Source organism: Limosilactobacillus fastidiosus (assembly GCF_014145505.1).
In the GTDB taxonomy this organism is placed as follows: domain Bacteria; phylum Bacillota; class Bacilli; order Lactobacillales; family Lactobacillaceae; genus Limosilactobacillus; species Limosilactobacillus fastidiosus.
The window spans coordinates 100632-124122 of sequence record NZ_JACIUZ010000011.1 but is presented as its reverse complement, the minus strand read 5'-3'; the positions used below and the strand labels follow the sequence as shown (position 1 = coordinate 124122).

General features: G+C 38.5%; 25 protein-coding genes, 1 pseudogene and 1 other annotated feature. Of the genes and pseudogenes, 25 read left to right on the top strand and 1 reads right to left on the bottom strand.

Annotated elements, in window-relative coordinates; all coding sequences use genetic code 11:
* Positions 1-34 precede the first annotated feature (34 nt).
* Positions 35-154 carry a DUF4044 domain-containing protein gene (locus H5R64_RS00875; RefSeq protein ID WP_182579998.1) on the bottom strand — a complete coding sequence of 40 codons (120 nt, stop codon included), beginning with the start codon at positions 152-154 and terminating at the stop codon, positions 35-37.
* A gap of 135 nt (positions 155-289) precedes the next feature.
* On the opposite strand from H5R64_RS00875, the gene H5R64_RS00870 reads away from it, so the two are divergent.
* The 25 genes and pseudogenes from H5R64_RS00870 to H5R64_RS00750 all read left to right on the top strand — a co-directional run bounded on the left by H5R64_RS00870 (position 290) and on the right by H5R64_RS00750 (position 23482).
* Positions 290-649 carry a DUF3397 family protein gene (locus H5R64_RS00870; RefSeq protein ID WP_182579996.1) on the top strand — a complete coding sequence of 120 codons (360 nt, stop codon included), beginning with the start codon at positions 290-292 and terminating at the stop codon, positions 647-649.
* Between the two features lie 162 nt (positions 650-811).
* The gene (mraZ, locus tag H5R64_RS00865; RefSeq protein ID WP_182579995.1) at positions 812-1240 is read left to right on the top strand and encodes a division/cell wall cluster transcriptional repressor MraZ; all 429 of its coding nucleotides are present in this window, start codon (positions 812-814) and stop codon (positions 1238-1240) included.
* 13 nt (positions 1241-1253) lie between these two features.
* Positions 1254-2204, top strand: coding sequence for a 16S rRNA (cytosine(1402)-N(4))-methyltransferase RsmH (rsmH, locus tag H5R64_RS00860; RefSeq protein WP_182579993.1), 951 nt, complete (start codon positions 1254-1256; stop codon positions 2202-2204).
* A 25-nt stretch (positions 2205-2229) separates the two neighbouring features.
* Complete coding sequence (locus H5R64_RS00855) at positions 2230-2601, top strand: cell division protein FtsL (protein WP_182579991.1); 372 nt, start codon at positions 2230-2232, stop codon at positions 2599-2601.
* The gene (locus H5R64_RS00850) at positions 2601-4754 is read left to right on the top strand and encodes a penicillin-binding protein (protein ID WP_182579989.1); all 2154 of its coding nucleotides are present in this window, start codon (positions 2601-2603) and stop codon (positions 4752-4754) included. The genes H5R64_RS00855 and H5R64_RS00850 overlap by 1 nt, the downstream gene beginning before the upstream one ends.
* A gap of 13 nt (positions 4755-4767) precedes the next feature.
* Positions 4768-5742 (top strand): phospho-N-acetylmuramoyl-pentapeptide-transferase, encoded by a 975-nt coding sequence (gene mraY / locus H5R64_RS00845; RefSeq protein WP_182582539.1) that lies wholly within the window; start codon positions 4768-4770, stop codon positions 5740-5742.
* Between the two features lie 22 nt (positions 5743-5764).
* On the top strand, positions 5765-7141 hold the full coding sequence (gene murD, locus H5R64_RS00840; RefSeq protein ID WP_182579987.1) for a UDP-N-acetylmuramoyl-L-alanine--D-glutamate ligase: 1377 nt from the start codon (positions 5765-5767) through the stop codon (positions 7139-7141).
* A 1-nt stretch (position 7142) separates the two neighbouring features.
* Positions 7143-8243 (top strand): undecaprenyldiphospho-muramoylpentapeptide beta-N-acetylglucosaminyltransferase, encoded by a 1101-nt coding sequence (murG, locus tag H5R64_RS00835; RefSeq protein ID WP_182579986.1) that lies wholly within the window; start codon positions 7143-7145, stop codon positions 8241-8243.
* A gap of 12 nt (positions 8244-8255) precedes the next feature.
* Complete coding sequence (locus H5R64_RS00830) at positions 8256-9083, top strand: cell division protein FtsQ/DivIB (RefSeq protein ID WP_231797887.1); 828 nt, start codon at positions 8256-8258, stop codon at positions 9081-9083.
* Positions 9084-9201: 118 nt separating this feature from the next.
* Complete coding sequence (ftsA, locus tag H5R64_RS00825) at positions 9202-10551, top strand: cell division protein FtsA (RefSeq protein WP_182579984.1); 1350 nt, start codon at positions 9202-9204, stop codon at positions 10549-10551.
* A gap of 20 nt (positions 10552-10571) precedes the next feature.
* Positions 10572-11810 carry a cell division protein FtsZ gene (ftsZ, locus tag H5R64_RS00820; protein ID WP_182579983.1) on the top strand — a complete coding sequence of 413 codons (1239 nt, stop codon included), beginning with the start codon at positions 10572-10574 and terminating at the stop codon, positions 11808-11810.
* A gap of 78 nt (positions 11811-11888) precedes the next feature.
* On the top strand, positions 11889-12296 hold the full coding sequence (locus tag H5R64_RS00815) for a cell division protein SepF (RefSeq protein ID WP_182579982.1): 408 nt from the start codon (positions 11889-11891) through the stop codon (positions 12294-12296).
* 17 nt (positions 12297-12313) lie between these two features.
* A complete protein-coding gene (locus tag H5R64_RS00810) occupies positions 12314-12580 on the top strand; it encodes a YggT family protein (protein ID WP_220476638.1) in 267 nt (88 codons plus the stop codon).
* A gap of 6 nt (positions 12581-12586) precedes the next feature.
* Complete coding sequence (locus H5R64_RS00805) at positions 12587-13372, top strand: YlmH family RNA-binding protein (RefSeq protein WP_182579981.1); 786 nt, start codon at positions 12587-12589, stop codon at positions 13370-13372.
* A 28-nt stretch (positions 13373-13400) separates the two neighbouring features.
* Positions 13401-13989: pseudogene (locus tag H5R64_RS08580) on the top strand (DivIVA domain-containing protein); the annotation flags it as partial.
* A gap of 340 nt (positions 13990-14329) precedes the next feature.
* Positions 14330-14551, top strand: a binding site (T-box leader).
* Between the two features lie 56 nt (positions 14552-14607).
* Positions 14608-17403 (top strand): isoleucine--tRNA ligase, encoded by a 2796-nt coding sequence (gene ileS, locus H5R64_RS00795; RefSeq protein ID WP_182579978.1) that lies wholly within the window; start codon positions 14608-14610, stop codon positions 17401-17403.
* A gap of 88 nt (positions 17404-17491) precedes the next feature.
* The gene (locus H5R64_RS00790) at positions 17492-17707 is read left to right on the top strand and encodes a cold-shock protein (protein WP_182579977.1); all 216 of its coding nucleotides are present in this window, start codon (positions 17492-17494) and stop codon (positions 17705-17707) included.
* Position 17708: 1 nt separating this feature from the next.
* Complete coding sequence (locus H5R64_RS00785; protein WP_182579975.1) at positions 17709-18275, top strand: NUDIX hydrolase; 567 nt, start codon at positions 17709-17711, stop codon at positions 18273-18275.
* Positions 18259-18507 (top strand): hypothetical protein, encoded by a 249-nt coding sequence (locus tag H5R64_RS00780; protein WP_182580071.1) that lies wholly within the window; start codon positions 18259-18261, stop codon positions 18505-18507. The genes H5R64_RS00785 and H5R64_RS00780 overlap by 17 nt, the downstream gene beginning before the upstream one ends.
* Positions 18508-18519: 12 nt before the next feature.
* Complete coding sequence (locus H5R64_RS00775; protein WP_182579973.1) at positions 18520-19218, top strand: 5'-methylthioadenosine/adenosylhomocysteine nucleosidase; 699 nt, start codon at positions 18520-18522, stop codon at positions 19216-19218.
* 8 nt (positions 19219-19226) lie between these two features.
* Positions 19227-20393 (top strand): cysteine desulfurase family protein, encoded by a 1167-nt coding sequence (locus H5R64_RS00770; protein WP_182579971.1) that lies wholly within the window; start codon positions 19227-19229, stop codon positions 20391-20393.
* Positions 20393-20743, top strand: coding sequence for a cysteine desulfurase (locus H5R64_RS00765; protein ID WP_182579969.1), 351 nt, complete (start codon positions 20393-20395; stop codon positions 20741-20743). Before H5R64_RS00770 ends, H5R64_RS00765 begins: the two co-directional genes overlap by 1 nt.
* A 102-nt stretch (positions 20744-20845) precedes the next feature.
* Positions 20846-21979, top strand: a complete 1134-nt coding sequence (mnmA, locus tag H5R64_RS00760; protein WP_182579967.1) for a tRNA 2-thiouridine(34) synthase MnmA — start codon at positions 20846-20848, stop codon at positions 21977-21979.
* Between the two features lie 138 nt (positions 21980-22117).
* Positions 22118-22774 (top strand): histidine phosphatase family protein, encoded by a 657-nt coding sequence (locus H5R64_RS00755; RefSeq protein WP_182579965.1) that lies wholly within the window; start codon positions 22118-22120, stop codon positions 22772-22774.
* 15 nt (positions 22775-22789) lie between these two features.
* Positions 22790-23482: a tetratricopeptide repeat protein gene (locus H5R64_RS00750; RefSeq protein WP_182582535.1), complete on the top strand. Its 693-nt coding sequence runs from the start codon at positions 22790-22792 to the stop codon at positions 23480-23482.
* Positions 23483-23491: the final 9 nt, after the last annotated feature.

Below are 23491 nucleotides of genomic sequence, written 5' to 3'. Positions count from 1 at the left end.
ATACTAATCTTCCGCGCCTTTTATTAATAATAAACTACATAACACCCAATGATGCGATTGCTCCAAAAATTAGTGAGCCAAGCATGGCAATTAGCATCAACCAAACTGCAACCATTGTGATTTTTTGAAAACGAGTTTTCTTTTTTCGTTGCATCTTTTTACCGCCCTTCGTTGATGAATTGATAGTAGTAACAGTCTACATCATTTTAGGATGTGATTTCAAACAATCTCAATAGTCTGTGCTAAACTAATGATTGTAAATATTAGTCAGGAGTAGTTGGAACTAAATATGGATTATCGAATAGCATTTCTTCAGGTTATATTACTGATAATTGTTTGGCTTGTAGAATTATTACTTAGCAAGGTTTTTCGTCATGAGCATTATCAACGTCATCATAAACATAGCCCAATTATTTGGACAATTATTTTGTGGCTATTGAGTATTTATAATATTGATAGCCTTTATTGGATGGCCTACCCGATTGCTGCTTGGATGATTATTGCAATCGTTTTAATTATCGGCCAAACAATTCATTATAATGAGTTTATCTATCGGCGTTATTGGTCAGTCTTTTGGCGATTATCTGTAATTATTGCAACGATTACGTTTATCATTTCGCTATTTTGTCAAAATCTACCGTTGATATAACATTGGTAATAGAAAATGTTGATTAGCAGGATGTACTTACTCACATAAGTGCAATCTTGTTAATCTTTTTTATTATTAACGATTATTTTTGAAATTTTATGGTGGAAAGTGGGGGATTGTGGTAGACTTTACCTATAAAGTGGTTGTAGGGAGGCAAAGCTAATGTTCATGGGCGAATATACTCACTCGATCGATAGTAAAGGCCGTTTGATTATCCCTGCAAAATTTCGTGAATTATTGGGCACTCACTTTATTGTCACTCGTGGCTTAGATGGGTGTCTATTTGGTTACCCGCTTAATGAATGGGAACAATTGCAAGAAAAATTAAAGGCATTACCACTGACTAAGCGTGATGCACGGGCGTTTGTTCGCTTTTTATATTCTGCGGCAACTGATTGTGAATTTGATAAACAAGGTCGGATTAATTTGCCGGATACTCTTTGCCAACATGCTCAACTAGAAAAAAAGTGTGTTGTGGTAGGCGTTGCTAACCGACTTGAAATTTGGAGTGCAGAAAAATGGGCGCAATTTACGGATACCACGGAAGATGATTTTGATCAGATCGCTGAAGATTTGAATATTGATTTTTAATGGAGGATTTTAGATGACAGAATTTAAACACGTAACAGTATTATTAAACGAAGCTGTTGCTGGTCTAAATATCCATCCAGAGGGGACCTATGTTGATGCAACACTAGGTGGAGGCGGTCATAGTGCCGCCATTCTTAGTAAGTTAACGACAGGACACCTATATTCGTTTGATCAGGATCAAACGGCAATTGATTATAATCAACAACATCTAAAAAAATTTATTGATGATGGACGTTCAATCTTAATCGAAGATAATTTTCGAAATTTAAAAAGTGCGTTATTACAGAATGGAGTTCAAGCGGTTGATGGGATTGTTTATGATTTAGGGGTTTCATCTCCACAGTTTGATGATGCACAACGTGGCTTTAGCTATAAATTAGATGCACCACTAGATATGCGGATGAACCAACAACAATCACTTTCTGCCATGAATATTGTTAATGAATGGTCATATGAAAAATTAGTTAAAATTCTTTATCGCTATGGTGAAGAACGATTTGCTAAACAGATTGCGCGAAAAATAGAGCGACGAAGAGAAAGTAAGCCGATTAAAACAACTTTTGAGCTTGTTGATGTTATTAAAGAAGCAATTCCAGCTGCTGTACGACGACATGGGGGTCACCCAGCAAAGAAGACTTTTCAAGCGATTAGGATTGCGGTTAATGATGAATTGGGAGCATTAGAGGATTCTTTAGAACAGGCGCTTGAAATGCTTAATGTTGGTGGACGGATTAGCGTGATTACATTTCAATCATTAGAAGATCGGTTGGTTAAAACGATGTTCCATGAGAAAGTCTCATTGGCAGACGAATTACCACCGGGATTACCGGTTATTCCACCAGAGATGCAACCAAAGTACAAGTTGATTAATAAGAAGCCAATCCTCCCAAGTGATGCAGAATTGGCTCATAATCATCGTGCTCATAGTGCTAAATTAAGGGTAATTGAAAGAATAAAAAAATAAAAACATAAAAGGAAAGTGATAAAAAATGGTTTCAAATACTGCAAAAAAGATTTATCGGGATCAGCCGAGAATGACGGATCCCGGTACACAAGGGCGTCAACAATTAGACCCTGCTGTAAAAACAGTTGCTTGGTCAAATCTTGAACGTGGACTAGTGGCAGTTTGCAGTATTTTAACCTTATGTTTAACCATTTCGCTTTTATCAACGAAAATTACCATTAATACTCGTCAACATCAATTGCAAGACTTACAGACAAAGGTATATCAAGCCAAAAATGATAATGACAGTCATCGGCAGGCAATTGCTGAAATGACGAGCCAATCTCAATTAAGATCAGCCGCTAAGAAATATGGATTAGTGGATCATAATTCAAACGTAAGGAACGTTAATAAATAATGAATAAGATGACTCAACGAACGAAAAATAACGGAAATAGTAGCAACAGAGAAACTTTTGGTAAGTGGCTCTTTATAATTGTGGTTGCAATGTTTACGTTATTTATCGTTCGTTTTGCGTATATAGCGATTACAAAGGATGTCCAGCATGTTAATCTTCGTTCTCAAGCCGAACAAATTTATACGCAGAAAAGAACAATTCTTGCTAAACGTGGCGATATCTATGACCAGCATGGTTCAGTCCTTGCAACAGATACAAGTAGGTATACTCTTTATGCAGTTTTAGATAAGAGTCAGCATTCCGCAGATGGTAAGCCACTCTATGTAAAAAACAAACAGCGGACTGCTAAAATTCTTGCCAAATATATTGATATACCAAAATCTCAAATTTTAAAGACTCTTTCAAAAAAAGGACAGTCCTATCAAGTTGAGTTTGGAAGTGCTGGGGCTAACCTATCAGTTGCCAAGATGCAACAAATTAAGGCGGAAAAACTACCTGGAATTGGCTTTATTGCAACCCCTGCCCGTTCTTATCCAGAAGGCGAATTTGCCTCTCAAATTATTGGAATGGCGACACCACGAGTTACCAATAAAGAAACTGGTCAGATGACATTAGTTGGTCAAATTGGCCTGGAGAAGTACTTTAATAAGAAGTTAACTGGAAAGAATGGCCTGCGTCAGGATAAACGAGACGTCTATGGATATAGCTTAGCTAATAGTAACCAAGTGGTAAAAAAAGCAGTGAACGGTGATAATGTCTATACAACGCTTGATGCTAAGGTTCAACATATTATGGAAAATAAGTTAACCAAAGTCTTTAAGGAATCAAAGGCAGAATCGATGATCGCGGTTGTGATGGATGCCAAAACTGGCAAAATTATTGCCGCTTCTCAACGACCGACACTCCGTTCGAAGAAAGATCCTGTTTGGCGAAATATGCTAGTTCAAGATGTTTATGAGCCTGGTTCAACAATGAAGACATTTGCCCTAAGTGCGGCAATTGATTCTGGTCATTTCGACCCGAATGCAACCTTTGATTCTGGTACTTGGCAAATCGGTGGCGGGAAAGTTACTGATTGGCAAACGTCTGGTTGGGGAATAATTTCTTATAAGGATGCCTTTGATCTTTCAAGTAACGTTGGTTTTGCTCATGTTGAACAGAATATGGGGGCAAAAACTTGGAAAAAATACTTAACCCGTTTTGGGATGTTTAATAAGGTTAATGTTGAAGGGATGGATGGTGAAGTAAGCGGTTATAGTGCCTTTAAGGGAATTCTGCAGCAGGCTAATACTGCTTTTGGTCAAGGAATTACTGTTAACGCTATGCAGATGATGCAGGGCTTTAGCGCAATTGCCAATAACGGTAAAATGATGAAGCCATATATTATTGATAAGGTAACTAATAACGAAGGAAAAACTATTCAGAGGGTAAAACCTAAACAAGTCGGGCAGCCAATCAAAGCTTCGACTTCCAAAAAGGTAGTTAAAATGATGGAAGGGGTTATTTACGATAAAAAGGGTCTCGGACATGATTATCAAATTGACGGTTATAAGATAGCTGGTAAAACAGCAACCGCACAAATTGGTGGTGCTGGTGGATATAGCAATGGGGATAGTAATTATCTTTACTCGTTTGTTGGAATTGCCCCGGCAAACAATCCACGTTATGTAATGTACGTGACGCTAAGAAAACCACATAATCTTAGTAAACCGGCAACAAAAATGATTGCAGAAGTCTTTAACCCAACGATGAAATTTATTTTAAGTCGTCAAAAGAGTACTAAACAAAAGAATTCGGGGATTGTTAAAGTTCCAGATGTTGTGAACCAGTCACCTCAAGAGGCAAGTGATGAACTTAATAAAAAACATCTTGTTCCAGTTGTAATTGGTTCTGGACATAGTGTTGAAAAGCAATCGATTGCGAAAGGGCAATCTTCTCTGATTAACCAACGTATTATTTTGGATACCGGGGGAGAATACAAAATGCCCGATATTAATAATTGGAGTTCTGATGATGTCCAGATACTTTCCCGAATGATGGGGATCAAGTTAAAAGAAAATGGGTCTGGCTATGTTACTAAGCAAAGTATTAAGCCAAATGATAGTGTGAAAAAGTCATCAACATTGACTGTCGAGTATTCTTCTCGACATTAATTAGGAGGAAAACATGAATTTTCTTAGTATTGTAATAACATTAGTTTGTTCATTTTTAATCACTTTTCTATTAATGCCTTCTTTAATTCGGTATTTCCGTGCTAAAAAAGAGGGGCAGCAGATTCGTAAAGAAGGGCCTAAGTGGCATGCGAAAAAAGCAGGAACACCTACTATGGGAGGATTTCTTTTTATAATTTCAGCTGTTATTACCGTTTTACTGGTTGGCGGTTTCATGGGAATGTTAACTAATACTATGTGGGCCCTCTTGTTTGTTCTGGTGGTTTATGGACTAATTGGAATGTGGGACGACAGTATAAAGATTTTTCACCACCAAAATGAAGGCTTCAAAGCATGGCAAAAGGCTTTATGTCAGGTTATTGCAGCAATGGTTTTTACAGTAATTTATCAGCATGAAGGCTTCCAAATGGGTTTTGGTACTAGTCAAGTTGGTTGGTGGTATGGACTGTTTATTATTTTTTGGATTGTTGGTTTTTCAAATGCTGTCAATTTAACTGATGGTTTAGATGGTTTAGTCAGTGGATTATCAATTATTTCATTCTTGGCTTACCTTATTATTGCCCTTGTAAACATTAATCAACCTGGTTATGCGGAAATTGCCTTGTTTTGTTTAGCGATGATTGGAACTTTGTGTGGCTTCTTCCCTTATAATCACAAGCCCGCTAAGATTTTTATGGGTGATATGGGTTCATTAGCCATTGGAGCCTCGTTAGCTGCTGTTTCATTACTACTTCATCATGAATGGTCACTATTGGTAATTGGGATCGTTTATGTCTGTGAAACTGCTAGTGTAATTATGCAAGTAGCATCATTTAAGCTTACTGGGAAGCGGATCTTTAAGATGACCCCGATCCATCACCACTTTGAACTTTGTGGATGGAGTGAATGGAAGATTGATATCGTCTTCTGGTGTGTTGGGTTAATTGCTTCGATTATTGCAGTGGCAAGTATTTTAATTTTTAATATTTAATCTAAGCTAGGTGGAAAGAGAAATGAAGAAAGTAACAAACTATAATAATAAAAAAGTCCTTGTAATGGGCTTTGGAATTAGTGGGTTAAACGCGGCATACCTGTTAAGAAAATTAGGTGCTGAGGTTGTTGCTAATGATCAGGCAACCCCTAAGGATCCTTCAATTATTGAAAAACTTGAAAATGATGGAATTAAAGTGCTTACTGGTTCTAATCCGCTTAGTCTTGCGGAAGACAACTTTGATGTTGTGGTAAAGAATCCGGGAATTCCTTATGATAATCCATTAGTAGCTAAGTTTGTGGAAAAAAAGACACCGATTATTACTGAAGCAGAGTTAGGCTGGCAGATTTTTGAAGGACACCTCGTGAGTGTCACTGGGAGTAATGGGAAGACGACAACAACAACCTTGACGCAATTAATGATTGCAAAGAATAACTCTCATCGGGTTAAATATGCTGGTAATATTGGGGTTTCCTTTAGCAAAGTAGCTGCTGAATTAGGACCAGATGATACGTTAGTTACTGAACTTTCAAGCTTTCAGTTACTAGGAACTCCAACTATTCATCCACATATTGCAATTATTACTAATATTTTCTCTAACCACCTTGATTACCATAAAACACGTGAAAACTATATTAATGCTAAGTTAAATATCACCCGTAACCAAACTAGTGATGATTACTTAATTGTGAATTGGGATCGCGATGAATGGCAAAAAATTGCACAGCGTTCCCGAGCAACGATCGTTCCTTTTTCACGACAAAATAAAAGTCATAAGGGTTCTTATGAGGAGAATGGTAAGATTTATTGGCGTGGTGAATACATTATGGACGCTAAGGATATTCGTCTGATTGGTCCTCAAAATGTGGAAAATGCTTTAGCTGCAATTGCTGCCGCTAAATTAAGCGGGGTTGCTAATCAGGAAATTATTGATGTTTTGACAAGCTTTAGTGGAGTTCGTCATCGTCTTCAATACGTAACAGATTATGAGGAACGACGATTTTACAATGATTCTAAGTCAACTGACATTGAAGCAACCGAGGTAGCACTTCAGGGGTTTGAACAACCAGTTATCTTATTAGCTGGTGGGTTAGATCGTGGCTATACCTTTGAACGCCTAGTTCCATATTTTAAAAAGCATGTTAAAGCGATCGTTGTTTTTGGACAGTGTAAAGATAAAATGAAAGATGCTGCTGAGCAAGCTCAAATTCCAACAATAATTGAAAGTGAAAATGCAATTACTGCCGTTCCAGAAGCTTGGAAGGTTAGTGAGCCGGGAGATGTTATTTTGCTGTCTCCTGCTAATGCTAGTTGGGATCAGTTCCCGAGCTTTGAGGTTCGCGGTGATAAATTCATTGAAGCTGTTAATACGTTAATTAAAGAACAGGAGGAGAAATAATATGCGGTTACTTGTTTCTGGCGGCGGCACTGGTGGTCATATTTATCCGGCATTAGCATTGATTGAGCGGTTAAGACAGGTAGAACCAAATACAGAGGTTCTTTATGTTGGGACGACTCGGGGACTTGAAAATAAAATCGTTCCAGATGCAGGAATTAAGCTTGAAACAATGCAAATGCAGGGTTTTAAGCGGTCACTTTCATTAGAAAACTTTAAGACCGTCTATCTTTTTCTTCGTTCTGTTCACCATGCAAAAAAGATTATTCGTGATTTTAAACCGGACGTTGTTTTAGGGACTGGTGGTTATGTGAGTGGTGCGGTCCTTTATGCTGCAGCTAAGCAGCATATTCCAACAGTGATTCATGAACAAAATAGTGTTGTCGGGATAACAAATAAATTCTTAAGTCGGTATGTGGATCAGATCGCAATTGCGTTTGAAGCGGCTCGCAGCCAGTTTCCAAAAGAAAAAGTAACGCTGACTGGTAACCCGCGAGCTCAACAAGTTGCTTCTCAAACTGCTAGTAGCTTTTCTTGGGAAGAGTATGGGTTAAAAGATGGTGTTCCAACTTTGATGATTTTTGGTGGAAGTCAAGGCGCACCAAAAATTAATTCGACAGTTGTGGATGCAATTCCGGAATTTAGTAAGCGTTCCTACCAAGTGATCTTTGCTACGGGGCAAAAGCGATATGATAACGTCCAAAAGCAGTTGCAAAGAATGAAAATTGGAGAAAATATTAAAGTTGTTCCGTATATTAAGGATATGCCGGCAAAAATGCCTAAAATAGCTGCATTAGTTTCCCGCGCGGGAGCTACTACGATTGCGGAAGTAACTGCATTAGGAGTACCCACAATCCTAATTCCGAGTCCATACGTAACTGCTAACCACCAAGTAAAGAATGCTCAATCGTTAGTCCGGAAAAATGCTGCGGTCATGATTACTGAGGACAAGTTAGATAGTAGGGCGTTACTACTTCAAGCGGATAAAATTATGGAAAACCAAAAACTTCGTGATAAAATGGCAAATGCATCTCGTAAAGTTGGTCATCCTCAGGCTGCTGATGAATTAATTTCTGTTCTCCATGAAGCAATTAACGAGCATTAGTTGGTGGATGAAATGACGAGAGGCACTTCTATTCCAGAGCATCGTCGTTATTCTCAGCGTTTAGCGCATCTGGAAAGGCAGAATTTTTCTGCACAAAAAGCACATCAACCAATTGGAAGTAAGGTTGTTGGGATAAAACAGCATCGTCGGAATTCTAGTAAAAAAAGAATTAGTGCGTTAATGTGGCTTTTTGGAATTATTCTGTTAGTAATGATTTATATCATTCTACCGATAAGTAAGATCACTAATATTACAATCAGTGGGAATAACGAATTAACAGATAAAGAAGTTGAAAATGCATCTACGATTCGTCCAGGAAGGCTAATTTGGACTGCCTGGTTAGGTCAAAATCACTTAGAACATGAGGCTAAGATCACGAATCCACAGGTTAAAACACTTGAAGTTAGTCTTCGCGGTCCTCAAAGCGTTCATATTGCGATTACGGAAAATCGTTTATTAGGTGAGGCACAAGTTGGCAAGCAAAAATATGCTGTATTATCAAACGGGCAGTTGCAGTTAACAACAGCACAAAATACAAATATTGATTTTCAGGGGTTTGAAAATCACCGTCAGCAGCTTGAAATTCTTGGTCAACAGCTTGGAAAATTAAAGCCGGTAATTTATCACGGGATTTCCTCCATTAAGTATCAACCAACAAAAGAGTCTCCCCATCAAGTGATCCTCTATATGAAAGATGGAAATACTGTTAAAGCGACATTGACAAATGTTGGTGATAAGATGAAATATTATCCATCAATTCTAACTAAGATGAAGGGACAAGGGGTTATTGACCTTCGAGTGGGTGCTTATTCATATGATTATGGAGAAAAAAGTAAATAATCTTATGAAAAAACTCGCGAAGATCTTTTTTTTCAAGTGATTAACTGTGGTAAAATCTAGTTTAGATTAATAAATAAAAATATTAATTTAGTGTAAAAAATTTAGGAGGTTCCTCTCAATGGATAATTCTGAGGTTTATGTTGGGTTAGATATTGGAACCACCTCGATAAAAGCATTAGTATGTGAAAATGTAAAAGGGCAAATTAGAGTTATTGGTGTCGGTGTTGAACCAGCGGCCGGAATGAGTCGTGGTGTAATAGTTGATATTGATAAAACCGCTCGTGCAATTTCAAGTGCCATTGCTCAGGCAGAGGAAAAGTCCAATATAGACATTAAAGAAGTAATTGTTGGGTTGCCAGCAAACTATTTACAAATGCAACGAGTTCATGGAATGATTACCATTGCTAATAATGGTCAATCACGTGAAATCGTTGATCAAGATGTCTTAGATTTAGCACGAGAAGCGTTAACACAAAGTATTCCGCCTGAGAGAACAGTAATTGATTTAGTTCCGACTGAGTTTACTGTTGATGGCTTCGATGGAATAAAAGATCCGCGTGGAATGGTAGGGGTTCGCCTTGAAATGAAAGGAACTCTTTATACTGGTCCAAAGACGATTGTGCATAATGCAAAAAAGGCAATTCAACAAGCCGGTTATACAGTCCGGGATTTTGTAGTTACGCCAATTGCTACTGGTTTTAACCTACTTAATGATGGTGAACAGGACTTTGGAACATTGGTCATCGATCTTGGTGGCGGTCAGACAACGACAAGTATCATTCATGATCACCAACTAAAGTATAGTTATGTAGATCCTGAAGGTGGTCAATATATTACCAAGGATATTTCAACAGTATTAAATACTTCCCTGAAGAATGCTGAACAACTCAAACGGGATCATGGATTTGCTGATAGTACGCAGGCTGATGATGATGTTCAAATTGACGTTACAGTTGTTGGTCAAGATAAGCCGGTTCAATATAGTGAAAAATATCTTTCAGAAGTTATTGAGGCACGGATTCGGCAAATTTTTGACCGGATTGCTCGCCAGCTTGACCGAATTAATGCTCCTGAATTGCCAGGTGGTGTGATTTTGATCGGTGGCGTTGCTGCCTTACCAGGTATTAGAGCGTTGGCTAAACAATACTTTTCTGGAAATGTAAAAGTATTTGTTCCTGAACAGATGGGAATTCGTCATCCGCGTTTCGCCATTAGTTATGCACTTGCACTTTATGAGGATCGGTTATCCGGAATTGATCGATTAATTAAACAAGTAGTTCAAGAAGCTGACTTCGGAAAGACTACACCAGATACTAATGCTGGTAATCGTGAACCTCAGAGTCAACGTTCAATTGAGGATAGTAATAATTCCGTGCAAAAACGTACTAACCAAGAACAGACTACAAAAAAGAAAGATGGCTCATTTAGCAGTAAATTTAAGAGCCTTTTCAATAATTTATTTGATTAATAATTAACGGAGGGTGTCGAATGGATAACGAGAATTCAATGGAGAACCAATTTGCCGGAGCTAAGATTAAAGTTATTGGTGTCGGAGGTGGTGGCGGTAATGCCGTAAATCGAATGATTACTGAAAAAGTTCAGGGTGTCGATTTTATCGTTGCTAATACTGACCTCCAAGCGCTGAACGCTTCTCAGGCACAGACAAAGATCCAATTAGGTCCTAAATTGACTAAGGGACTTGGTGCTGGTTCTAACCCTGAGGTTGGTGATAAAGCAGCTGAAGAAAGTGAAGAACAGATTCAAAAAGCACTTGAAGGTTCAGATATGGTCTTTATTACTGCTGGAATGGGTGGTGGTACTGGTACTGGTGCTGCACCTGTTGTTGCCAAAATTGCTAAGGATAGTGGTGCATTAACGGTTGGTGTTGTCACCCGTCCATTTACTTTTGAAGGTCCTCGGCGTGATAAGTTTGCTAGTGAAGGGTTAGCTAAGTTAAAGGCAAATGTTGATACTTTAATCATTGTTGCTAATAATCGTTTATTAGAAATGATTGATAAAAAGACCCCAATGATGGAGGCGTTCAAGGAAGCAGATAATGTTCTTCGTCAAGGTGTGCAAGGGATTTCTGATTTAATTGTTACTCCAGGTTATATCAATTTGGACTTTGCTGATATTAAGACCTTAATGTCTAATCAAGGTTCTGCTTTGATGGGTGTTGGTAGTGCAACTGGCGAGAACCGTGCTACCGAAGCAACTAAGAAGGCTATCTCATCACCACTTCTTGAAGTTTCAATTTCTGGAGCTCAACATGTGTTAATGGATATTACTGGTGGTAAAGATCTTTCAATGTTTGAAGCTCAAGAAGCTTCTGATGTAATTAAGCAGGCAGCTGGTACGAACGTTGATATTTCATTTGGGATGTCATTAAATGAATCTCTTGGTGATGAAGTACGGGTTACTGTAATTGCTACAGGGATTGACGCTAAGAAGAGCAAAGAAGCTCAGAAGGCGCAACATGTAGTTCCTGTAAGTGATGAACCAAAGAATGAAGATAGCAAGCCAAAGGAGACTACTAGTTCTGAAGATCCATTTGATGGTTGGAATGATCCAACTGCAGGAATTGATGATTCAAACGAAAAGACAGATAATGAGTTCTCGCATGTTAAGAAGCCAGAATTTAACGTCTTTAACGATGACTCTGCTGCAACTGATGATGACGATGATAATTTGTCAACGCCACCATTCTTTAAGAACCGTCGTCAATAATTATAGCTAGTGATGGGGAGAGGCACTGTTTTAGGGCATCTCCCATTTCGCAATTCTAGGAAAGTAAGAGGAAACAAGATGGCAACTAACCTTTTTAAGAGTCTCTTCAGTGACAGTGATTCTGATAATCAAGATGAATACTATGATGAACAAGCACCAGTTTCACAAAATGATAATAATAAAGTCGTTTCAATGAATAGTATTCGCCAACGTTCAAGTAAGATTGCCCTTTATGAGCCACGACTTTATGCGGATGTTAAACAGATTGCCGATCAATTATTAAATGATCGGGCAGTAATTGTTAACTTTTCCCAGATGGATGCAAAAGTAGCGAGTCGAATTGTCGATTTCTTGAATGGAACCGTATTTGCGATTAGTGGTGATATTAAACGGATTGGAAAAGAGATTTTCCTTTGTACACCAAAGAATTTTGAGGTTTCTGGTAACTTGTCTGATAACCTCAAGAATGATACAGATAAGATTTAATATAAAGGGAGCTTACAATGGCAATTATTAATTTTTTAGCCTGGGTAATTTATCAACTAATTGATATTTATATTTTGGTGATTGTCATTTGGTGCTTATTATCGTGGTTTCCGAATGCACGGGGAAGTCGTTTAGGCGAGATTGTTAATCAGTTGGTAGAACCTTACATGAGGTGGTTTGATTTTATCCCACTACTAGGAGGAATCAATTTTTCGCCAATTATTGCGATCTTTGTCCTTTATCTTGTTCAATATGGTTTGAAAGCAATTACCATAATGCTTTGAGGAAAAATGGATGAATTAAATATAAAACAACATTTCCGGACTGATGAAGGACCAATTATTGATCAAATTAACGATTGGCTAGTCCAAGCTGGGGATCAATATCGTCCTGTACTTACGCCATTTCTTAACCCACGACAGCGATATATTGCCCAAACACTTGTTAATGGTAATGAGGATGTTAAGATGACATCGGTTGGAGGCTGGCAAAATGCGGAAATGAAGCGGGTACTCTTCTTTCCCCCTTACTATGAGCCCAAAGCAGAGGATTTTGAAATAACTTGTCTGGAAGTTATATACCCACAAAAATTTGCTGAGTTACACCATCGGCAGATAATGGGTACGCTATTAGGTGAAGGATTGGAGCGGGCGACGTTCGGAGATATTGTTACTGATGGGAGTCAGTGGCAAGTAGTAGTAACTAATCAAATGGCTCGTTTTGTACGTGAGCGCATTGATCATGTTGGTAAGATTAAGGTTAAGTGGAATCTAATCTCTTTTGCACAATTAATCGAGCCAGAAGATGATTGGGAACAATTAACAACAACAGTTTCATCGTTAAGAATTGATTCAATAATTGCTGCTGGATTCAATTATTCTCGTAATCGGGCAAAACAATTGTTGGAACACGGGTTTGTTCAAATTAATTGGGAAATGATGCAAAAGCCGGATTACCTAGTTGGTGAGCATGATATGTTATCCGTAAGGCATGCGGGGCGTTTGCGAATAGATCAAATTGGGAACGTTACTAGGAAAAATAAGCACCGAATTACCTTATCAATAATTCATGCTTAATTAAGATCACATGATGGAGGAAAAACTGATGAGTTTAACTGTAGACGAAATTAATCAAATTCAATTTAATACTAAGATGCGCGGTTATAATCCAACTGAAGTGAACGACTTCATTAAGGAGGTCGCAAAAACAGTTCAAGAATTAACTGAACAGAATCGGACATTACAGGAAAAAGTAAAGGCCTATGAAAGTAAGTTAAAGTACTTTAGTGAGTTAAAAGACTCATTGAATAAGTCAATCTTAGTTGCTCAGGAAGCCGCGGATAAGGTAAAAAATAATGCTAAACGTGAAGCGGATATTATGGTTCGTGAAGCACAAAAGCAAGCAACTGATATTGTTTCAACTGCTAATGAAAAAGCTAATCAAATCGTTGAAGATACTGCAGAAGGAACTCGTAAGTTAACCACTGAGACCAGTGATCTAAAGAAACAAACCCGAATCTTCCGTCAACGTTTACAGGTAATGCTTGAGTCACAGTTGGAAGTTGTTAAGAGTGCTGAATGGGATAAGCTATTAGCTAATGATGATATTAACAAATATGGTGAAATTCAAAATATTTTAGGAACTCGTCTTGACAATAATTCGGGTGAGAGTGTAGAATCAACCTCAATTACAACTAGTAATTTTGAACCGGAAAGCACACTTGGCTCTACAGAAGTTACTTCAGAAAGTGTTGCAATTGAAGAAAGTGAGAATTCAGAATCAGTTGCTACATCAGATCTTGAGGCTGGGGTTCAACCAGAGGAGAATACTGAAAACGTGTCCACTGATTCAGCGAAAACAGTATCTCTCAATTCTACAACCGATCTTAATTCGATGCTGGCACAAGGTAGTGAAGCTTCATCGTCTACAAGTATTGATTCTGCTTCTACAAAGTCTAGTAATCAAGATGAGGGAGATACGGTTGTTGTCTTCCCGGATAATAACTAGTTGTTGAAAATTAAATAGAAATAATTAGTAAAACGTTGATGGGCATTAGCAAGGCACGAACGGTTCAGCGAGTTAGCAAAAGGTGTGAGGCTAACATTTAGTACTGCGTTGCTTGATCGGTCCTGAGTAATCTAGCTGATATTTTTAAGTTAGATCGGTTCATTACCGTTAATCAATGATTGAGGGGGTATTTGGAAAGTCAAATATCCTGAAAACGGGTGGTACCACGAAAAAACTTCGTCCCAATTAGGGATGAAGTTTTTTTATTTACTAATTATAAAAAAGATGGAAGGAGAAATTGCATATGCGGGTTAAAGATACCTTAAATTTGGGTAAAACCAAATTCCCAATGCGCGGGAAATTACCAGTCACAGAAGCACAACGTGAAAGTGTCTGGGAAGAAAATAAAGTATATGAATTACGGCAAAAATTAAATGAGGGGAAACCAACGTTTATTCTTCATGATGGTCCTCCATACGCCAACGGTAATATTCATATTGGCCACGCCATGAATAAGATTTCAAAGGACTTTATCGTTCGTTATAAATCAATGAGTGGGTACCGGTCACCATATGTTCCAGGATGGGATACTCACGGGTTACCGATCGAACACCAATTGACTAAGGCTGGTTATGACCGGAAAAAGATGAGTTTAACTGAGTTCCGTGATCTTTGTCGAAAATACGCTTTGGAACAAGTTGATAAACAACGAACTGACTTTAAGCGGTTAGGTGTTAGTGCCGACTGGGATCACCCATATCTAACATTGAATAAGGAATTTGAGGCTGCTCAAATTCATGTTTTCGGTGAATTTGCTAAGAAGGGACTTCTTTATCAAGCTAAGAAACCTGTTTATTGGTCATGGTCATCTGAATCAGCATTAGCTGAAGCGGAAGTTGAATATCATGATGTTACTGCTAAAACAGCCTTCTTTGCTGAACAAGTGAAGGATGGTAAGGGCGTTCTTGATAATAATACCTACTTAGTAGTTTGGACGACTACTCCATGGACTATTCCAGCTTCAGAAGCGGTCGCCGTGAATGCTAAGTTTGATTATTCTGTTATTAAGCCAGCAAATGATGAACGACAATTTGTTGTTGCTACTGACTTACTTGATGGTTTAGCTGAAAAGCTTGGCTGGGAAGATTATAAAGTAGTTAAGCACTTAGCGGGTAAGGAACTTGAAGGTTTAACTACTCAACACCCATACCTTAATCGCGATTTATTAGTTGGAGTGGCAGACTACGTTACTGCTGATGCAGGTACTGGATTAGTTCATACTGCCCCAGGTTATGGTGATGATGACTACAACTTTGGGAAGAAGTATGATTTACCAATTTTTGCTCCTATTAATGATCAAGGGGTATTAACAAAGGAAAATGGTGATGACTTTGATGGTGTCTTCTATCAAAAGGCTGATGATATTTCGCTTCAAAAGTTGGAAGATAACAATGCTCTCCTCCTTGAAGAACCACTAAAGCACAGCTACCCATTTGACTGGCGGACAAAGAAACCAATTATTTTCCGGGCAACGGATCAATGGTTTGTTTCCATCGAAAAGATGCGCCAAAATATTTTAGATGCTTTGGAAAACGTTAAGTACTACCCAGAATGGGGTAAAGTTCGTTTGCGTAACATGATCAAAGACCGTGGTGACTGGGTAATTTCTCGTCAACGTGTTTGGGGTGTTCCTCTCCCAATCTTCTATGCTGAAGATGGGACACCAATTATGGAAGAAGAAACCATTAACCATGTGGCTGATCTCTTTAGAAAGTATGGTTCTAACGTTTGGTTTGAACGGGATGCAAAGGATCTTCTTCCAGAAGGCTACACTAACGAGCATTCACCTCATGGAAAGTTTACCAAGGAAACTGACATTATGGATGTCTGGTTTGATTCTGGTTCTTCTCACCAAGGAGTGTTAACTGAACGTGATTACTTAACATATCCAGCAGATCTTTATCTTGAAGGCTCAGATCAATACCGTGGATGGTTTAATTCTAGTTTGATTACTAGTGTTGTTTGCTCAGGTCATGCACCATACAAGTCAATTGTTTCTCAAGGATTTACCCTTGATAAGCGAGGCAATAAGATGAGCAAATCCCAAGGAAATGTTATTGACCCGAACAAGGTTGTTCAACAAATGGGTGCTGAAATTATCCGTCTTTGGGTAATGAGTGCTGATACTTCTGCTGATGTTCGGGTTTCAATGGGAACCTTCCAACAAATCTCCGAGGCTTACCGTAAGCTACGGAATACTTTCCGGTTCTTACTTGCCAATACCAGTGATTTTGATGCTAGTGAAGATACAGTTTCATATGAATACTTGAGTTCAGTTGATCAGTACATGCTGGTTAAGTTAAACCACTTCCTTGAGAAGATGCGGGCTGATTTTGATAACTACGACTTCCTTGATGCTTACCGGTTATTAATTAATTTTGTTAATAATGACTTATCAGCCTTCTATATGAATATTGCTAAGGATGTTCTTTACATTGAACCAAAGAATTCACAGACTCGTCGTTCTATGCAAACTGTCTTTTACGACATCCTAGTGACAATGGTTAAGTTACTTACTCCAATTCTCCCTCATACGGCTGAAGAAGTTTGGAGCTACATGAATGAACCTGAAGATTTTGTTCAATTAACGGAGATTCCTGAAGTTCGTCACTTTGATGGTGAAGATGGTTTACTGGATAAGTGGTCAGAATTTATGGAAGTTCGTTCTCATGTATTAAAGAGTCTTGAAGAAGCGCGGAATGTCAAAATGATTGGTAAATCACTAGAAGCACAGATTGACCTTTACGTTAATGACCATAATAAGGAATTATTAGAGAGTCTGAATGAAGATGTTCAATTATTATTTGGCGTTTCAAAATTAGTTCTTCATTCTCTTGATGAAGCAGGTGAAGATGCCGATCAATATAACGATGGGGTCGCCGTTAAGGTTAGTGTTGCCCCAGGTGAAACTTGTCAACGTTGTCGGATGGTGAAGGAAGATATTGGTTCAGATTCAGCATATCCAACCCTTTGTGCTCGTTGTGCTAAGGTGGTTCGGGAAAACTTCCCAGAAACAGTTGATGAAGGCTTAGAAAAATAGTCGTGTATCAATGACAAACCTTGATTAGCGTTGTAAAATACCAAGTGACGTTTATGTTGCTTGGTATTTTTGTTTGTAGGTGAAATTAATGTTACAAGGCACAGTCAAAAGTTTTGATCGTGAAAAAGGTTGGGGATTTATCAACGTTCCTAATGAAGGGGAAATCTTTGTTCACTATACAGGGATTGATGGTCGCGGTTTAAGAATCTTAACTCCAGGTGAACAGGTTTCCTTAGTAATTGTTCAAGGAAAACGTGGATCACAAGCGGCACATGTTCAACGCTTAAGTAAGCGGGGTTTTTAAAATGAATTTTGAAGAAAAAACCTTAAGTGAAAAAACCGTTTTTGATGGAAAAGTAATTAAAGTTGCCGTTGAGGAAGTTGAAACACCAAAGGGCTTAAAGGCGCAGCGGGAGATTATTCACCATGTTCCAGCGGTAGCAATTTTAGCTCTAACGGATGACCACAAAATGATATTGGAGAAGCAATGGCGTTCACCAATTCATAACACTACTTTAGAAATTCCTGCAGGAAAAGTAGATTCACGTGACAGTGATGATGCTCTTCATGCAGCCAAGCGTGAATTGAATGAGGAAACCCGTTTTGAAGCTGGGAAAATCAAAAAGATTTCCTCATTTTATACCTCGATTGGAGTTCTTGATGAATTTATGACGTTGTATTTAGCAACAGATCTAACTCCTGTGAAGGAAAAGTTACCTCAGGATCGTGATGAACAATTAGTATTGGAAAAGGTTACTCTTGACGAAGCATTGAAGATGATTGATGTGGGAGAAATTGAAGATGCCAAGACAATTATGGCAATCTATTATTGGCAAGGGATGAGTAATCGTGAGTATGGATCCGCAAAATAGTAATAGTGAACGGATGACGCGTCAGCAGTATCGTCAACAGAGTAAGGGTGACGATAGTGAAGAAAGACGCCGAACGTTTTCTTCCCAATCACGGGCTACCCAAAAGATTGAGGAAGAACAGTTGACAAGTGAACAGAAAATGCACCGGTTACGACGACGATTAAACGTTGCAATCGTTGCTTTAGTGATCGCAATTATTATCGTTTATTTAATTTTATTTTTTGTAAAGTAAGGAATGAAAAGTATGAAGTTTGGAATTATTTGCGCAATGCCAGAAGAGATCAAGGAATTAACGGCAGCATTGGAAAACGAAACTGTTAAGGAGATTGGTGGGAAAAAGTACTATTCTGGCCAAATTGATAACCAGAATGTTACTTTGGTTGAATCCGGAATTGGTAAGGTTGAAGCCGGAATTACAACTGAACACTTAATTACTGATTGTGGAGCAGATGTCGTGATTAATTCTGGCTCTGCAGGCGGAATCGGTGAAAATCTTCATGTTGGTGATATTGTTATTTCAAGTGAGACTGCATACCATGATGTTGATGCACGAGTCTTTGATTATGTATATGGTCAGTTACCAGGGAAAGAACCACGATTTAAGGCTTCTGAAAAGTGGGGAAAGGCTCTTGAAGCAGCTGGTGAAAAGACCGGATTAACTGTTAAACGTGGGCTGATTGTTTCTGGTGATCAGTTTGTTGCAAGCAAGGATGCAATTCAAAAGATCCTCCATTACTTCCCTGAAGCATTATCAAGTGAAATGGAGGGGGCTGCCGTAGGTCAAGTTGCTACTGATCATGGTATTCCATATGTTGTTGTTCGTGCAATGTCTGACGTTGGGGATGAAGATGCGGGGGTTAGTTTTGATGAATTTATTATCGATGCTGGTAAGCGATCCGCAAAAATGCTGTTACAACTTTTTAATGATTTAAATGAGGAGTAGTGAAAAAAGTGAGTGAGAAGTATTTTGATAATGCTGCGACCACCCCAATGACAAAGCCAGTTATAGATGAAATGACAAGGCAAATGACTACTAGCTGGGGAAATGCTTCAACTGGTTATTCATATGGTCGTCAATCGAAATTGGTGATGGATGAAAGTCGGCAGGTAATTGCTAAAAGTATTAATGCAAGTGAAGATGAAATTATCTTTACTAGTGGAGGAACCGAAAGTGATAACACAGCTGTGATCCAAACTGCACTAACCCGGCAAAAGTTAGGGAAACATATTATTACTACCGCGATCGAGCATGAAGCTATTTTAAAACCGCTACATTACCTTGAGTCACTAGGCTTTGAAATAACTTACTTGCCTGTAGATGAAAATGGTGAAATCTCACTAACTGATTTTCGAAATGCTTTACGTGAGGATACAATTCTTGTCACAATTATGATGGGAAATAATGAGGTTGGTAGTCGGATGCCAGTTCATGAGATCGGCGAAATTTTAAAAGATCACCAAGCATGGTTTCATACCGATGCTGTCCAAACTTATGGTTTATTACCAATTGACGTTAAGGCGGATCATATCGATATGCTTTCGACTTCGGCCCATAAGCTTAATGGACCAAAGATGATTGGCTTCCTTTATCGTCGTCAAGGAATCAATTTCCCTAGTTTTGTTCGTGGGGGAGATCAAGAAACAAAACGGCGTGCGGGAACGGAAAATGTTCCAGCAATTGCTGCTTTTGCTAAGGCTGTTTCGATTGATACTCCGGAAGAAAAGCAACGACGTCAGGAGCGTTATTTTCATTTTAAACAAGTGATTATTCAACGGTTAACGGATGCTGGAGTAGATTTTGAAGTTAATGGTCGCTTGGATCAAAATTCCCTTAACCATGTGTTAAACCTTTGGATTAAGGGAATTTCAACGTACGTTTTACAAACGGATCTCGATTTAGCTGGCTTTGCCGTTTCTGGTGGTTCAGCATGTACAGCCGGAAGTATTGAACCGTCACATGTTTTAACCGCTATGTTTGGTAAGCAAAGTCCACGGATTAGTGAGTCAATTCGGATTAGTTTCGGTATTATGAATACTGAGGAAGATGTTAAAGAGTTGGCAGATGCAATTGCAGAAATTGTCCACAAAGTTAAAAGAGTTAAGGGAGTTGAGGAATAATGGAATTTGAAAAAAGTATTCAACTTCAGGGCGATCCTGACCGTTATTCATTAAGTCCTAAGATAAAACGTTACACATTAATAGATTTGGGCTTTGAAGAAACTAAGCGGGGCAATTTTGAGTATGTGGGTAGTGTAGATACCAAGAACCCATTTAACCCAGTTGCAAAGTTACGGATCCTAATTAATAGTGACCTAAGTGGGTTTAAGATGGAAACGATTACTGGTAACGGAACACGAAAAATTAATATTTTTAACCACCAACGTTCTGTAGAATTTGTTGAACAATACCACTTTATTCTTAAAGAAATGTTACAACGAGATGTCTTTGTTAAGAATGACGTTAAATAGGTGCAGTAATTAGCAAGCTTTGATACAATAGTTCATACTGGTAACATGCGACCTTCTATCGTAGATTGTTCCAGAATCTATTTGAAATGATGGTGATATATAATGGCCGAAAAGCGCCGTAAGCGAGTTGTTGTAGGAATGAGTGGGGGAGTAGATTCCTCAGTCACCGCACTGTTATTGAAGCGTCAAGGATATGACGTCATTGGTGTCTTCATGAAAAATTGGGATGATACAGATGAAAATGGTGTTTGTACTGCAACAGAAGATTACCGGGATGTTGCAAAGGTAGCTGCTAAGATTGGGATCCCTTATTATTCCGTAAACTTTGAAAAGGAATACTGGGATCGGGTATTTAAATACTTTATTGCTGAATATCAGAAGGGACGGACACCTAACCCTGATGTAGTCTGCAATAAGGAAATTAAGTTTAAGTCCTTTATTGATTATGCAAACCAACTTGGTGCTGACTATGTTGCTACTGGTCACTATGCCGATTTAAAGCGTGATAGTGATGGACGAATGCATTTAATGCGGGCTAAGGATCAGAATAAGGATCAAACTTACTTCTTAAGTCAATTGGACTACCACCAATTGGATAAGGTCCTTTTCCCGTTAGCTGATTACACTAAACCAGAAATTCGGCAAATTGCTGAAGAGGCAGGTTTAGCAACAGCAAAAAAGAAGGATTCAGTTGGAATTTGTTTTATTGGTGAAGATGGGCACTTCCGTGAATTCTTAAGCCAGTACATTCCGGCCCAACCTGGAAATATGGAAACTGTCGATGGAAAGGTTGTCGGTCAACATATGGGCTTAATGTATTACACTATTGGTCAGCGTCGGGGCCTTGGCCTTGGGGGAAATAAGAAGAGCAATGCCCCATGGTTTGTAATTGGCAAGGATATTAAGAAGAACGTTCTTTATGTCGGTCAAGGATACGAAAACGAACATCTTTATGCAACTCACTTGGAAGCGAGTGATATCCATTGGGTTGATGATGTTGTAAGTCGGTATGGTCGAGATTTTCACTGTACTGCAAAGTTCCGTTACCGACAAAAAGATGTTGGGGTGACAGTTCACCTTTCTGAAGATGAACAAATGGTAACCGTAACTTTTGATGATCCAGCACGAGCAATTACGCCAGGTCAAGCAGTAGTGTTCTATAATGATGAAGAATGTCTAGGTAGCGCAATTATTGATCGAGCTTACAATCATGATCGCCTTTGCCAATACGTCTAAAAAACATAATTAAATTAGTGCAAATCAGGGGAGTTACCGTTATTAATATATAGGGTAGACTTCCCTATACATATATTTAGAAAAGTTTGAAACATGATGACGATATTTTGTTAAAATAGAGGAAAAAGGTCGAATAGTATGACTAAAGTTTATTTAATCCGTCACGGAAAAACTCAATGGAATCTTGAATCTCGTTACCAAGGGGCAAATGGTGATTCTCCATTGCTTGATCAAAGTTATGAAGAGATTGAAATGCTTGCTGCATCGTTGAATAATGTTCCAATTAATCATATATATACAAGCCCATTGAAGCGTGCCCGGGTGACTGCAATGACATTGTTACAATATCTTAACCGACCAGTCCCACTAACAATTGATAGTCGATTAAAAGAATTTAATTTGGGAAAGATGGAGGGAATGCATTTTGATGCAGTAGCTAAAAAGTGGCCTGAGGTACTTAAAAACTTCCGTCATCACCCTGATAAGTATGATAGTACAATTGTAGAAAGTGAAAGTTTCGAACAAGTTATTAACCGGATGGGCACAGCGATTAGAGAATTTTGTCGTAATGATCCGCACGGGTCAATCTTAATTGTTTCGCATGGAGCAGCCCTAAATGCTAGTATTAATGCATTAATTGGTACTCCAATGGCCCACCTTAAAGATCGGGGAGGCCTTAGTAATACCTCAACAACTATTTTAACGACTGATGATGCTGAAAATTTCGAATTGGAAAAATGGAATGATACATCATACCTGCATAAAACCAGTGTCGATCCAACTGATACAATTTGAGGAGAGTGAATTTCAATGACTGAACAGCAAACTAACCGTGAAGAACAAAAAAAGCAAACTGAACGTTTAGTCCATAAGTTGATTACTGCAATTGATGAGCACCCTGAAAAAGCTAATAATTACTATGATCTTGGTTCATTGCTGACTCGTCTTCAAGATTATGCCCAGGCTGAAGAGCTCTTTATGAAGGCTTTAGGGATTTTTGAAGCGAAAAATGATCAGGAAGCCCAAAACTTGTTAAATTATGGTCTCGGAAATTTGTATTATGAAGTGGGAAAAGTTGATCAGGCCATTAAACTTTATAACAAGATTGATGATAAGAAGTTAAAGGCTGATTCTTACCTAATGCTAGCCCAAAGTTACAGTAAGAAAAAGCAGTATAGGCAAGCGGTTGCTTATGGCTTGACTGCTCATGAATTACGCCCAGAAGATCCGGAGATTAATCAAGCATTAGGCGACGCATTGTTAGCATTAGGGGAATTTAAACAAGCCGCTTCATACTACGATGCAATTCTTAAGCGTCATCCTGGTCGGGCTGATACACAATTTAATCGTGGGCTAGTAGCAATGGTGCTTGGTGAACCGTATAAGGATTATCTAAATCAGGCACGACAACTTGATTTAGATTACTACACGAAGAGTGAAAAACGAATTGCAGAAATTGAAAAGACATTGCAAGCAACTCAGAAACCACAAAATGATAAATAATGATTGGAG